The sequence below is a fragment of the Gaetbulibacter jejuensis genome (assembly GCF_039524015.1).
Taxonomy (GTDB): Bacteria; Bacteroidota; Bacteroidia; order Flavobacteriales; family Flavobacteriaceae; genus Gaetbulibacter_B; species Gaetbulibacter_B jejuensis.
The window spans coordinates 538,373-551,223 of the sequence record NZ_BAAAGF010000002.1; the positions used below are offsets into that span (position 1 = coordinate 538,373).

13 protein-coding genes are annotated in these 12,851 nt (G+C 33.4%); 8 read left to right on the top strand and 5 right to left on the bottom strand.

Annotation, left to right across the window (positions count from 1 at the left end):
• Positions 1 to 51: 51 nt before the first annotated feature.
• A complete protein-coding gene (rny, locus tag ABD011_RS09015; RefSeq protein WP_129760757.1) occupies positions 52 to 1,629 on the top strand; it encodes a ribonuclease Y in 1,578 nt (525 codons plus the stop codon).
• A gap of 50 nt (positions 1,630 to 1,679) precedes the next feature.
• On the opposite strand, the gene ABD011_RS09020 is transcribed toward rny, so the two are convergent.
• The gene (locus ABD011_RS09020) at positions 1,680 to 2,840 is read right to left on the bottom strand and encodes a sensor histidine kinase (RefSeq protein WP_343797616.1); all 1,161 of its coding nucleotides are present in this window, start codon (positions 2,838 to 2,840) and stop codon (positions 1,680 to 1,682) included.
• A 96-nt stretch (positions 2,841 to 2,936) separates the two neighbouring features.
• Positions 2,937 to 3,848 (bottom strand): site-specific tyrosine recombinase XerD, encoded by a 912-nt coding sequence (xerD, locus tag ABD011_RS09025; protein WP_134200015.1) that lies wholly within the window; start codon positions 3,846 to 3,848, stop codon positions 2,937 to 2,939.
• Between the two features lie 221 nt (positions 3,849 to 4,069).
• Between xerD and ABD011_RS09030 the strand changes: the two genes are divergently transcribed.
• The 5 genes from ABD011_RS09030 to ABD011_RS09050 all read left to right on the top strand — a co-directional run bounded on the left by ABD011_RS09030 (position 4,070) and on the right by ABD011_RS09050 (position 6,898).
• Entirely contained in the window at positions 4,070 to 4,600 is a 531-nt protein-coding gene (locus tag ABD011_RS09030; RefSeq protein WP_343797618.1) for a hypothetical protein, read from the top strand.
• A 156-nt stretch (positions 4,601 to 4,756) separates the two neighbouring features.
• Positions 4,757 to 5,275, top strand: a complete 519-nt coding sequence (locus ABD011_RS09035; RefSeq protein ID WP_129760761.1) for a hypothetical protein — start codon at positions 4,757 to 4,759, stop codon at positions 5,273 to 5,275.
• Positions 5,276 to 5,353: 78 nt separating this feature from the next.
• Positions 5,354 to 5,773 (top strand): type II 3-dehydroquinate dehydratase, encoded by a 420-nt coding sequence (aroQ, locus tag ABD011_RS09040; protein ID WP_134200010.1) that lies wholly within the window; start codon positions 5,354 to 5,356, stop codon positions 5,771 to 5,773.
• A 107-nt stretch (positions 5,774 to 5,880) separates the two neighbouring features.
• Entirely contained in the window at positions 5,881 to 6,390 is a 510-nt protein-coding gene (locus ABD011_RS09045; protein ID WP_343797621.1) for a hypothetical protein, read from the top strand.
• Positions 6,391 to 6,466: 76 nt separating this feature from the next.
• Positions 6,467 to 6,898, top strand: a complete 432-nt coding sequence (locus tag ABD011_RS09050) for a PorT family protein (protein ID WP_161566741.1) — start codon at positions 6,467 to 6,469, stop codon at positions 6,896 to 6,898.
• Positions 6,899 to 6,951: 53 nt separating this feature from the next.
• Here the strand turns inward: ABD011_RS09050 and lpdA are convergent, their stop codons facing one another.
• Positions 6,952 to 8,328, bottom strand: coding sequence for a dihydrolipoyl dehydrogenase (gene lpdA, locus ABD011_RS09055; RefSeq protein ID WP_131507293.1), 1,377 nt, complete (start codon positions 8,326 to 8,328; stop codon positions 6,952 to 6,954).
• Between the two features lie 116 nt (positions 8,329 to 8,444).
• Between lpdA and ABD011_RS09060 the strand changes: the two genes are divergently transcribed.
• Positions 8,445 to 9,749, top strand: coding sequence for an NAD(P)/FAD-dependent oxidoreductase (locus ABD011_RS09060; protein ID WP_343797624.1), 1,305 nt, complete (start codon positions 8,445 to 8,447; stop codon positions 9,747 to 9,749).
• On the opposite strand, the gene ABD011_RS09065 is transcribed toward ABD011_RS09060, so the two are convergent.
• Complete coding sequence (locus tag ABD011_RS09065) at positions 9,746 to 10,276, bottom strand: DUF1572 family protein (RefSeq protein ID WP_343797626.1); 531 nt, start codon at positions 10,274 to 10,276, stop codon at positions 9,746 to 9,748. The genes ABD011_RS09060 and ABD011_RS09065 overlap by 4 nt on opposite strands.
• Before the next feature lie 36 nt (positions 10,277 to 10,312).
• Positions 10,313 to 10,801, bottom strand: coding sequence for a peptide-methionine (R)-S-oxide reductase MsrB (msrB, locus tag ABD011_RS09070; protein ID WP_343797628.1), 489 nt, complete (start codon positions 10,799 to 10,801; stop codon positions 10,313 to 10,315).
• A gap of 124 nt (positions 10,802 to 10,925) precedes the next feature.
• Between msrB and glgB the strand changes: the two genes are divergently transcribed.
• On the top strand, positions 10,926 to 12,839 hold the full coding sequence (glgB, locus tag ABD011_RS09075) for a 1,4-alpha-glucan branching protein GlgB (RefSeq protein ID WP_343797630.1): 1,914 nt from the start codon (positions 10,926 to 10,928) through the stop codon (positions 12,837 to 12,839).
• Positions 12,840 to 12,851 lie beyond the last annotated feature (12 nt).

Below are 12,851 nucleotides of genomic sequence, written 5' to 3' on the forward strand. Positions count from 1 at the left end.
CAAAATGCTCAACTGATGTAGGCTTTTTTTATATATAAACACTAACTAAACATGGAAACGAACACAATTTTATTAATTGTTGGAGGAATAGTATTAGGAGTAATACTTGGATATATAGTTGCAAAATCATTAGAAAAAAGCAACGCATCAAAGCTTATTAAGAATGCTAAAAGTGAAGCAGATTCAATTATAAAGCAAGCAAACTCCGAAGGAGAATCGATTAAAAAAGATAAAATACTTCAGGCAAAAGAAAAGTTTATCGAGCTAAAGTCTGAACACGAAAAGGTGATTTTATCTAGAGATAAAAAAATGGCTGAAGCCGAAAAAAGAACTAGAGATAAAGAGTCTCAAGTATCTAACGAGCTTTCAAAAAGTAAAAAAGCCAATCAAGAACTAGACGCGAAAATCAAAGATTATGATTTTCGTTTAGACTTTTTAGAGAAGAAAAAAGTAGAGCTCGAAAAAGCGCATAAGAGCCAAATTCAGCAATTAGAAGTTATCTCAGGGCTTTCTGCTGAAGATGCTAAAGCACAATTGGTAGAGTCACTTAAAGGTGAAGCTAAAACTGATGCAATGGCCTTTATTCAAGATAGAATAGAAGAAGCTAAACTTACCGCTCAACAAGAAGCAAAGAAAATTATTATTAACACCATTCAGCGTATAGGTACTGAAGAAGCTATTGATAACTGTGTATCGGTTTTCAATATCGAATCTGATGACGTTAAAGGACGCATTATTGGTCGTGAAGGTCGAAACATTAGAGCTATTGAAGCTGCAACAGGAGTAGAGATTATTGTTGACGATACACCTGAAGCAATCATTTTATCGTGCTTTGACTCTGTGCGACGAGAAGTAGCGCGTTTATCGTTACACAAGTTGGTAACTGATGGTAGAATTCATCCTGCACGTATTGAAGAGGTTGTTAAAAAGACGCAAAAACAAATAGAGCAGGAGATAATTGAAGTAGGTAAGCGTACTGTAATTGATTTAGGAATTCATGGATTACACCCTGAACTTATAAAGCTTGTAGGACGTATGAAGTACCGTTCGTCTTACGGGCAAAACTTATTACAACACTCTCGTGAAGTTGCTAAGCTATGTGGTGTAATGGCTGCAGAATTAGGCCTAAACCCTAAACTAGCTAAACGTGCTGGATTATTACACGATATAGGAAAGGTGCCAGATAGTGAAGCTGATATCGAAACACCACACGCAATCTTAGGAATGCAATGGGCTGAAAAATATGGTGAAAAACCAGAAGTATGCAACGCTATTGGAGCGCACCACGACGAAATAGAAATGACCACTTTATTATCGCCAATTATTCAGGTGTGTGATGCTATTTCAGGAGCAAGACCAGGAGCAAGACGACAAGTGCTAGATTCTTATATTCAGAGGTTAAAAGACCTTGAAGACGTTGCTTTTGGATTTACAGGAGTTAATAAAGCTTATGCAATACAAGCAGGTAGAGAGCTTCGTGTAATTGTTGAAAGTGAAAAAGTATCTGATGATCAAGCAGCAAACTTATCGTTTGAGATTTCACAAAAAATCCAAACAGATATGACGTATCCTGGTCAGGTTAAAGTTACTGTAATTAGAGAAACAAGAGCAGTTAATATTGCTAAATAGAATATATAAACTACTACAACATAAAAAAAGCACCTAAAATGGTGCTTTTTTTATGTGTTTAATATGACTTTAAAGCAAGTACCTTGGTTAGGAGTGCTATCAACTTCAATAGTTCCTCCAAGAGCTTCTACTTGGGTTTTTGTGATATATAAACCTATGCCTTTGGAATCTTCTCTTTGAGTGCCATGAAATGTTTGGTAAAGCTGAAAAATCTTGTCTTTATGTTTGTTTAAATCTATACCAATACCATTATCTTTAACAGTAAGTTGAATAGTGTTAATAGTTACATCGCAATTTAATGTTATTAAGGGTTGACGTGTTTTACTACTGTATTTAATACTGTTTGAAATTAAATTGTGTATAACGCTATTTAAGTAACTTACGTTGGTATTTAAATAAATTGTTTCAGGAATAAGATTTTCAATTAAAACATTGTGTTTTTTAATATCAAGTACTAAGCTTTCTACAACTTTTTTTGCAACCTCTCTTAAGTTTATTCTTTGATTAAGTGCTTTGGTATCTGACTTTGATTTAATACTAATGATAGAATTTAAATCGGTTATGGTTTCAGTTAAAGATTTTGAAATAGTTTTTAAATGATTAACCATGTCTTCTTTTTCACTTTCAGAACTAGCTTGGTCATAAAACTCTAAAATACTCTCAAAGTTACCAACGTGTGTGCGTAGGTTATGAGATACAATATGAGTAAAGTTGTGCAATCTATCGTTTTGATTAGTTATAAGGTCAAGATTTATTTTTAATGCCTCTTCAACTTCTTTACGTTTGGTAATATTGGAGTGCGTACCAATAATTCTTGTAGGTTTACCATCGTTATCTTTACTAACAACTTTACCTCTATCTAAAATCCATGTATAACTTCCGTCTTTACAGCGTATTCTATGTTCGTTTATATAGATGTCAAGCTCGCCTCTTAAGTGTGCATTAAAGTCTCTGTAATAGGCTTCTCTATCTTCAGGATGAACTCTTTTGTCCCATTCGTCTGATGTGTTTCCAATTTCATAATCTTCATAGCCTATCATTTGTTTAGACTCTTCAGAATAAAAGACTTCATTAGTTTTTGCATTCCAATCCCAAACACCAATATTTGAGTTTTCTAAAGCAAAACGCCATTTATAACTATCAGTAATTAACTCTTCGAGGTACTTATCATTATTTAAGCATTCTATGTAGAGTAGCTTGCTATTTTCCATAGGTTTTCAAGATGTAAGGGCTTTTGTGTTAAGACACATAATCTAAAAAAGGGTCACAAAGATAGGACTGATTTTTAGAAAAAATTATGAAGAACATTATTTTCTTGGATGAAACTGAGTAAGTACGTCTTTTAAGTGAGTTCTATCAACATGCATATAAATTTCGGTAGTGGTAATACTTTCATGACCTAACATAAGTTGTATAGCTCTTAAATCGGCACCATTTTCTAATAAATGAGTAGCAAACGAATGTCTAAATGTATGTGGAGAAATAGTTTTTTGAAGACCAGTTTTTTTTGCTAGCTGTTTAATAATTGTAAATATCATAGCACGAGTAAGCTGTTTCCCTCTATTGTTTAAAAATAAAGTGTCTTTAAACTCTTTTTGAACATTAATAGTTGTACGCACTTCGTTTTTATAGATGTTAATGTACTTTTGAGTGTTTTTTCCAATAGGCACAAACCGTTGCTTATTACCTTTACCTGTTACTTTTATAAATCCTTCATCAAAATAAAGATCAGATAGCTTTAGGTTAGTAAGTTCGCTTACACGCAATCCGCAACTGTAAAGTGTTTCTAGTATTGTCCTATCACGTTCACCAATTCGTATTCCATTATACTCTTTGGTAATATCAATAGCAGCTATAAGTGAGTCAATGTCTTCAATACTTAAAGTGTCTGGTAGTTTTCGGCCTATTTTAGGCGACTCTATATGGTCTAAAGGATTTGTGGTTCTGTAATCTTCAAATACCAAGTAGCTAAAAAAACTACGCAAACCAGATATTAAACGCGATTGTGACCTAGCATTAAGAGATTTTGATAATTCGTAAATGAATGGTTGTATAGTATCATAATCAATTACATCAGGCGATTGATTAATGTTATTCTCTTCTAAATAGATGATGAGTTTTTGAACATCATACTCATAATTAGTAATTGAGTTATCAGACAACCCTCTTTCAATTTTGAGATAATGTTTATAATCGTTGAGTGCATTTAGCCATTTCATTGGGTAAAAATAGTACTTTTTTACTGTAAATTAGTCAAAATCAGTACGTCATATGTCGTATATTTCTTAAAAATTGTTAATAACGTGTTTTTTAAAGCGTTGATAATTAGTAATTTAAAAATTAATGTTTATAAAATTGTTAATAACTAGCGATAAAAATGTGAAAAATTCAAAAAAAAGTGTTTAGTTTGCTAATAATCAATTTAAAAACTTTAAATATTATGAAAAAATTAATGTTATTAGCTGCTATGGTAGCTTTTGGATTTACTGCTAAAGCGCAAGGTTCAGATGATGGTGGAAATGCACTATCAGAAGGAAGTTGGGTTATTGAAGCAAACACTGGTTCTTGGACAACAGGAAGTACAGCATTTTCATTAACATCTCAAGATGGTATAACAATGTGGTCTATTGGTGGAGAAGCTGGTTACTTCATTATGGATGACTTAGCAATTAAGGTAGGTTTAGGTTATGGTGATAATGGAGGTGATGGAGCTGGTAGTTCAGCGTTTAATTATAAAGTTGGAGCAAAATATTACATTGATGGACAGTTTCCTGTAGGAGTTGATTTTACTGGTTCTAGTGTAAAAGATTTTGATGAAAACCCATCTTATGTTGGTATTCAAGGAGGATATGCTTGGTTTGTTGCGCCTAATGTAAGTATAGAGCCTACTTTAAGATACAATTTATCAATGAATGATGACTTTTATGAAAGTGCTTTCCAAGGTTTAATTGGGTTTGCTTTTCATTTCTAATCTACAAGAAGAAGTAATTTTAAAAGCCGAAACATTCGTTTCGGCTTTTTTTATGTTCTGATACTTAAAAAGTTAAGAAAATTCTTGTTAAAATGTTGTGTAGATATAAAACTTCTACATACTTTCGCAACCTCAATTAAAAAAACTTAATCAATTATGAAAAAATTATTTTTATTTGCTGCTGCTGCAGTATTAGGATTATCTAATGTAAACGCTCAAGATTCTGACAACGGATCAACTGCTTTATCAGAAGGAAGTATGGTTATTGAAATCAACACTGGTTCTTGGACAACAGGAAGTACAGCATTTTCTTTAACATCTATTGATGGAAACACTGCTTGGTCTGCTGGTGCTGAAGCTGGTTATTTTGTTATGGATAACTTAGCGGTTAAAGCTGGTTTAGGTTATGCTGATGATGGTTTTAACGATGGAATGTTTGCTTACAAAGTTGGGGCAAAATACTACATCGACGGACAGTTTCCTGTAGGAGTTGATTTTACAGGTGTTTCTCAAGATGGAAACAACGCTAACTGGGTTGGTGTACAAGGTGGTTATGCTTGGTTTGTTGCTCCAAACGTAAGTATTGAGCCAACTGTACGTTACAATGTAACTTTAGATGAGGAAAAAGCTGAAAGCGCTTTCCAAGGTTTAATTGGATTTGCTTTTCACTTCTAATTATAAAAAATAATAGTTGAAAAAAGCCGAAGCAGTTGCTTCGGCTTTTTTTATACCTTTTTTTAATATCTTTACTATATGAAGAAACTAATTATTATTAATGGACCTAATTTAAATTTGTTAGGTAAACGTGAAACCAATATATATGGTAGCTTAACTTTTAATGAGTTTTTTGATACAATACAAGAAAAGTATAAAAACGTAAACATAGAATACTTTCAGTCAAACATTGAAGGCGAAATTATTAATAGACTTCATGAAGCTGGTTATGGTGCTTATGATGGTATTGTATTAAATGCTGCTGCTTATACACATACTTCTGTTGGTATAGGTGATGCTGTAAAAGCCATTGAAACTCCTGTTGTAGAAGTTCATATTTCCAACACATTTGATAGGGAAGAGTTTAGGCATGTATCTTATGTGTCTCCTAATGCAAAAGGTGTAATAGTTGGTTTTGGTTTGCAAAGCTATGAGCTTGGTATTCAAAGCTTTTTATAAAGCTATGATTAGTTAATTAACTTTTTTTAAGCTATAATTTAAGGTTCTTTTGTGAAATACTTATTCTATGTTGTTGTAAATTAGTGTAAAATACTATACTCAACCATATGAAACGATTAATTTCTAGCCTGTTATTAGTTGGTCTTTTTCAAACTATTAACGCTCAAGAAACGAGCACTCAACCAGTAGATTCTTTTACACAAAGTGACGAAGTCTTGAATTCAGATTTAGGGATTAATTATTTTTATGGTAGTTATTTTTCAGAGTATGACATACTTGGTGATAATTGGACGTTAAGAACAGAACTGCATAAAACCATTACACCGCATTTTAATTATTTAGAGTATCCTTTTCTTTTAAAATATGGAGTTACAAATAAATTTAGTGTGATGTCTGGTCCAAAAGTTAATATTCTCACAGATAATACAGGAGTTCCACGCGAATACTCTATGTCCATGACTACTGGAGTTCAATATGATGTTAATGATAATTTGAATATCTATGCGCGATTTAATTTGTTAATGACTGAGCAGTTTGAGAATGAAGGTTTTAATACACAACATTATCAAGGTAAATCACGTTCTTCATTTAATTTAGGCTCTAGATTTAAGTTCTAGACACATAATTTAACCAACCACATAACTAACTATGAGATTTAATCTATTACTATTTTTTTGTATTTCAACATTTACAATGCATTCACAAAATGAAGTGAATTTTGGAGTTAAAGGAGGTTTAAACCTTACGTTTTTTAATGTAGAAGAAGCTAATTTTGGAGCAAACACTGAAACTGAAACAGGGTTTTATTTAGGTGCTTTTACTGAGTTTGAAATTAACGAAACCTTTTCTTTGCAACCTGAAGTGTTATACATTGGGCTTAGTGATTTTAAGTTTATAAATGCTCCTATTTATGCCAAATATGAAGTGGCTAACAATTTTAACTTACTTGCTGGACCTAGTCTTAATTACTTTTTTGATTTTTTCTCTAGTAAATTTAAAGTAAGAGCAGATATAAGTGCGTCTTATAACATCACACCTTCATTAGATGCTCACATGAAATACACCATAGGATTTGAAGAAATAGCTCCTAATGGATTGTTCATAGGAATGGGACTTGTATTATAAAAAAAAGCAACCCAAATTAAGGATTGCTTTTTATATCTATTAGTTTGTTTTGTTTAGATATGAATACACTCATCATAAGCATCTGCAACAGCTTCCATAATCGCTTCACTCATTGTTGGGTGAGGATGTACTGCTTTTAATACTTCATGACCTGTAGTTTCTAGTTTTCTACCTAAAACAGCTTCAGCAACCATATCAGTTACTCCAGCACCAATCATGTGGCATCCTAACCACTCACCATATTTGGCATCAAAAATAACTTTTACAAAGCCTTCTTTATTTCCACCAGCACTTGCCTTACCAGAAGCCGAGAATGGGAATTTTCCAACTTTAATATCGATACCTTGATCTTTAGCTTGTTTTTCGGTTAAACCAACGCTAGCAATTTCTGGAGTACAATATGTACAACCAGGAATGTTTCCGTAGTCTAAAGCTTCAACATGCATTCCTGCAATTTTTTCAACACAAAGAATTCCTTCAGCAGAGGCTACGTGAGCTAATGCTTGACCAGGAGTAACGTCTCCAATAGCGTAATAACCAGGTATATTGGTTTGGTAGAAATCATTTACTAAAATTTTATCTCTATCAACAACAATACCTACGTCTTCTAATCCTATGTTTTCAATATTAGTTTTAATTCCTACTGCAGATAATACTACATCAGCTTCAAGAACTTCTTCTCCTTTAGATGTTTTTACAGTAGCCTTAACACCTTTTCCTGAAGTGTCAACTTTAGTTACTTCGGCTGAAGTCATGATTTTAATACCACTTTTCTTAAAGCTACGTTCTAGTTGTTTAGATACGTCTTGATCTTCAACAGGAACAATATTAGGTAAGTACTCAACTATAGTTACCTCAGTTCCCATAGAGTTGTAAAAGTAAGCAAACTCAACACCTATAGCTCCAGAACCTACAACAATCATCTTTTTAGGTTGCTCTTTTAAGCTCATTGCTTCTCGGTAACCAATTACTTTTTTACCATCTTGTGGTAAGCTAGGTAACTCTCTAGAACGTGCTCCAGTTGCTATTACAATATGATCAGCACTGTAGTCTTTACCGTCAACTTCAACTTTCTTTCCAGGTTTTACTTTTCCATACCCTTCAATAACGTCAATTTTGTTCTTTTTCATTAAAAACTGAACACCTTTGCTCATACCATCTGCTACACCACGACTACGTTTTACAACAGCATCAAAATCTTTATCAGCATCTTTCACTGATAATCCGTAATCTTCAGCATGTTTTAAGTATTCAAATACTTGTGCAGATTTTAACAATGCTTTTGTTGGAATACAACCCCAATTTAAGCACACACCACCTAGACTTTCTTTTTCAACAATTGCAGTTTTAAAACCTAATTGTGAAGCTCTAATAGCAGTTACGTAGCCTCCAGGACCACTTCCAAGAACAATAATATCGTATTTACTCATGAGAATTTGTTTTGTCTTATTTTGAAGCTACGAATTTACAAAACCTAAATTGAAATATGAATTTAGCTAACAAAAAATTATATGTTTTGCTACCTTTGTATTGAAAGTTAAGCTTTATGAATATACCTAGAGTGAGTTATCCACGCATTGTTATTATTGGTGGTGGATTTGCAGGCATTTCTCTTGCCAGAAGATTATCAAAAAAAGAAGCACAAGTTGTTTTATTGGATAAGCACAATTATCACACGTTTCAGCCTTTACTATATCAAGTCTCTACAGGTGGACTAGAACCTGATTCTATTGCATATCCATTGCGAAAAATATTGAAGAATTTTCCTAATATTTTCTTTAGAATGGCAAATGTGAAGGAGATTGATGCCGAAAATAAAATAGTTAAGTCTGATATTGGAGATTTAAAGTTCGATTATCTGGTTATTGCAACAGGTTCTGAAACCAATTATTTTGGTAACGAATCGATTGAAAAGCATAGTATGGCTATGAAAAGCATACCACAATCGCTTAACCTTAGAAGCTTAATTTTAGAGAATTTTGAAGATGCGCTGCTCACATCAGACCTTGATGAGCGTAATGCTTTAATGAATTTTGTAATAGTTGGAGCAGGACCAACAGGAGTGGAGTTAGCTGGTGCTTTAGCCGAAATAAAGAAAGGCATTTTACCTAAAGATTATCCTGATTTAGATACACGTTTAGCACAAATAAATCTTGTGCAGTCTGGTGACAGAGTGTTGAAAGAAATGAGTGAAAAGGCTTCTAAAAAAGCTGAAGATTTTCTTGAAGAACTAGGTGTTAACATCTGGAAGGATTTAAGAGTTACAGGATATGATGGCAAAACCGTAACTACAAATACCGATGTTACTTTTGAAACTGCAACTGTTGTTTGGGCTGCAGGTGTTAAAGGTGCTACCATAAAAGGATTAGATGCTCAAGATTACATTACAAGAGGTAATAGAATTGTGGTAAACGAATTTAACCAAGTAAATGGATTTGACAGCATTTTTGCTGTAGGTGATATTGCTTGTATGCAAACCGAAGATTTTCCACAAGGTTATCCTATGATGGCTCAACCTGCTATTCAACAAGGAAAACAACTTGGAGATAACTTGGTGAGATTAATAGATTGTAAACCCATGAAACCTTTTAAGTATAACGATAAAGGATCAATGGCAACAGTTGGTCGTAATAAAGCGGTTGTAGATTTAGAGTCGTTTAAATTTCAAGGTGTGTTTGCATGGTTTGTTTGGATGTTTGTTCACTTATTCTTTTTAATAGGATTTAGAAACAGAGCAGTTGTTTTTATAAACTGGGTGTATAATTACATTCGTTTTGATAGGGAAGCACGACTAATTATTAGGCCTTATAAAAAACATCATATTGTAAAATCTGAAGTGAAAAAAAGTTAATTTCTGTTTTTGTTGAATTTTTCTTTATTAAATGCTTCAGATTGTCCTTTGGGAATAGATAATGATTTCCAATGATTTTCTTTTAGCAATTTTCCTATATAAGCAATTTGACCGATGTGATAAGGGTAATGTCCTAATTGCCTAAAGATAGCCTCAGCTACAGTGTGCTTTTCATTTCTAATGTAAACTACACGTTCTAAATCAGAATCTTTAAGTGGTTGTATTGCGTCAAACAAACAGTTCCAGCCCTTTTCCCATGCTTGCAATACATCGTTTTTGGTTGTGTAAGTTGCCACAAATTCTTGTTCGCGATGCCTCCAATCTTTTTCACCATCTTCTGTTAAAAAATTGGTCCACCTACTCAACATATTTCCTACCATGTGTTTAACAATTATAGAAATACTATTTGAGGTATCATTTGGTTGCCAATTTATATCGTCAAAAGATAGTTGGTCAAATGTTTTGTCAGCAGCAGTTTTGTAGTATTCAAACTGTTTGATTATGCCAGAAATTATTGTATTTTCCATAAGTGTAAAGATAACACTTATGTCAATAACTTGGTGCTAATTTTTTTCAGCTTTAGCGTCAAAGTTTAAACTCGCAGAGTTTACACAAAAACGCTTTCCTGTTGCAGTAGGTCCATCGTTAAAAATGTGTCCTAAATGTCCTCCACAATTGGCGCAAAGTATTTCGGTGCGAACCATTCCTAAAGAGCGATCTTCTTTATATTTTATAGTGCCTTCAATGGCATTGTCAAAACTGGGCCAACCACAGTCTGACATAAACTTATCTCCGCTTTCAAATAATTGCGCATCACAAGCTGCACAAGCATAAGTTCCTTTCTCAAAATGTAAATTGTACTTGCCTGTGTGAGGTCTTTCAGTGCCTTTTTCTCTTAAAACATAAAATTGTTCATCAGTTAAAACGCGTCTCCATTCTTCATCAGTTTTGTTCACTTTGTAAACGTCCTTTTTTGTAGTTTTTGTTTTTTGCGCTACAGAATTGCAGCTAAACAATATTCCTATAGCAAATAATAAAAAGAGCTTTTTCATAATTCTAAATTTTCAATTTTTTATGGTTTTGGTCGAGACCATTAGCTTAAAATTACATTTATTTAAAAGAAATAATACTTTTACAGTGTATTTAATTATGTACATTTAGTGTTTAATTCTCAATATGGAAAAGGTAATAGCCCATAGTTTGTTTACGGAATTTGATATTGGTCTTTTCAAAGCAGGAAAGCATTACAGACTTTATGAAAAGTTTGGCTCTCATATTACTACTTTAAATGGAGTAAAAGGGACGTATTTTGCTGTTTGGGCTCCAAGTGCTAAGGCTGTTTCGGTTATAGGTGATTTTAACTTTTGGGAAGATGAACAACACCAACTTAATGTACGTTGGGATTCTAGCGGAATATGGGAAGGCTTTATACCCAATGTTGGGAAAGGCAGTGTGTATAAGTATAAAATACATAGTAATAATGCTGATATAATAACTGAAAAAGCTGACCCTTACGCAAGACGATGCGAACATCCTCCAAAAACAGCTTCAATAGTTTGGGATGATGAAAATTATACTTGGGATGATGCCCAATGGATGAAAAAGCGTAAAGCTAATAATGCTTTGGACGCTCCATTTTCAGTATATGAGGTGCATTTAGGATCTTGGAAACGAAAGCTAGAACACAATCGGTTTTTGTCTTATCGAGAATTAGCTGACGAGTTGGTAAGCTATGTAAAGGACATGAACTTTACACATGTAGAGTTGATGCCAGTAATGGAATATCCTTATGACCCAAGTTGGGGTTATCAAATTACAGGATATTTTGCACCAACATCGCGTTTTGGGTATCCTGAAGGGTTTAAACTTCTGGTAGATAAACTTCATCAAAATGACATAGGAATTATTCTAGATTGGGTACCATCACATTTCCCAGAAGATGCTCACGGACTTGGTTTTTTTGATGGCTCACATTTGTACGAACATCCTGATAAGCGAAAAGGCTATCATCCTGATTGGAAAAGCCTAATTTTTAACTATGGTCGTAATGAAGTAAAATCGTTTCTAATTAGTAACGCTATTTTTTGGTTAGATCATTATCATGCAGATGGTTTAAGGGTTGATGCTGTAGCATCTATGTTGTTTTTAGACTATTCAAGAGAAGAAGGAGAATGGGAACCCAATAAGTTTGGAGGTAGAGAAAACCTTGAGGCTATTGATTTTATGAAAGAAATGAATGAAGCCGTTTATAGTTTGTTTCCTGATGTACAAACCATTGCTGAAGAATCTACAGCATATCCAATGGTGTCAAAACCAACTTTTTTAGGAGGTTTAGGATTTGGCATGAAATGGATGATGGGTTGGATGCACGATACACTTCAATATTTTGCAAAAGAACCTATTTACAGAAAGCATCATCAAAATGATTTAACGTTTTCAATGACCTATGCATTTTCTGAGAATTTCATGCTGCCTTTATCACATGACGAAGTTGTGTATGGTAAACGCTCTTTGCTAGGTAGAATGCCAGGAGACGAATGGCAACGCTTTGCTAATTTACGTTTGTTATATAGCTATATGTTTACACATCCTGGAGCAAACTTGCTGTTTCAAGGAGCCGAATTTGGGCAAAGCGAAGAATGGAATTTTCAACAAAGTTTAGATTGGCATTTATTACAGTATGATGTTCATAAAGGTGTTCAATCGCTTATAAAAGATTTGAATACACTGTACAAAGGTGAACCTGCTTTACATCAAAAGCAATTTTCAAACGACGGTTTTGAATGGATAGATTATAACGATTCTGAAAACTCTGTACTTGTCTATATAAGAAAAGGTAAGCTCGTAAAAGATAACATTATTGTAGTGTGTAATATGACACCAATTCCTAGGGAAGACTATAGAATAGGTTTACCTAAACAAGGAACACTTAAAGAAATCTTTAATAGTGATTTAAAGTCATACAATGGTACAGGTGAATATCAAAACAAAACGCTTAAGTCAGAGAAAAAAGATTGGCAGTATAGAAAGCATTCTGTAGCGATTACTATTCCACCTTTAGGTATGGTAGCGTTTAAATATTCAAAATAAATTTTCGAAAAC

What these genes read in the sequence shown, in the direction of transcription:
- rny (WP_129760757.1), top strand. Translation starts at nt 52, where the DNA reads ATGGAAACGAACACAATTTTATTAATTGTTGGAGGAATAGTATTAGGA.
- ABD011_RS09020 (WP_343797616.1), bottom strand. Translation starts at nt 2,840, where the DNA reads ATGGAAAATAGCAAGCTACTCTACATAGAATGCTTAAATAATGATAAG.
- xerD (WP_134200015.1), bottom strand. Translation starts at nt 3,848, where the DNA reads ATGAAATGGCTAAATGCACTCAACGATTATAAACATTATCTCAAAATT.
- ABD011_RS09030 (WP_343797618.1), top strand. Translation starts at nt 4,070, where the DNA reads ATGAAAAAATTAATGTTATTAGCTGCTATGGTAGCTTTTGGATTTACT.
- ABD011_RS09035 (WP_129760761.1), top strand. Translation starts at nt 4,757, where the DNA reads ATGAAAAAATTATTTTTATTTGCTGCTGCTGCAGTATTAGGATTATCT.
- aroQ (WP_134200010.1), top strand. Translation starts at nt 5,354, where the DNA reads ATGAAGAAACTAATTATTATTAATGGACCTAATTTAAATTTGTTAGGT.
- ABD011_RS09045 (WP_343797621.1), top strand. Translation starts at nt 5,881, where the DNA reads ATGAAACGATTAATTTCTAGCCTGTTATTAGTTGGTCTTTTTCAAACT.
- ABD011_RS09050 (WP_161566741.1), top strand. Translation starts at nt 6,467, where the DNA reads ATGCATTCACAAAATGAAGTGAATTTTGGAGTTAAAGGAGGTTTAAAC.
- lpdA (WP_131507293.1), bottom strand. Translation starts at nt 8,328, where the DNA reads ATGAGTAAATACGATATTATTGTTCTTGGAAGTGGTCCTGGAGGCTAC.
- ABD011_RS09060 (WP_343797624.1), top strand. Translation starts at nt 8,445, where the DNA reads ATGAATATACCTAGAGTGAGTTATCCACGCATTGTTATTATTGGTGGT.
- ABD011_RS09065 (WP_343797626.1), bottom strand. Translation starts at nt 10,276, where the DNA reads ATGGAAAATACAATAATTTCTGGCATAATCAAACAGTTTGAATACTAC.
- msrB (WP_343797628.1), bottom strand. Translation starts at nt 10,801, where the DNA reads ATGAAAAAGCTCTTTTTATTATTTGCTATAGGAATATTGTTTAGCTGC.
- glgB (WP_343797630.1), top strand. Translation starts at nt 10,926, where the DNA reads ATGGAAAAGGTAATAGCCCATAGTTTGTTTACGGAATTTGATATTGGT.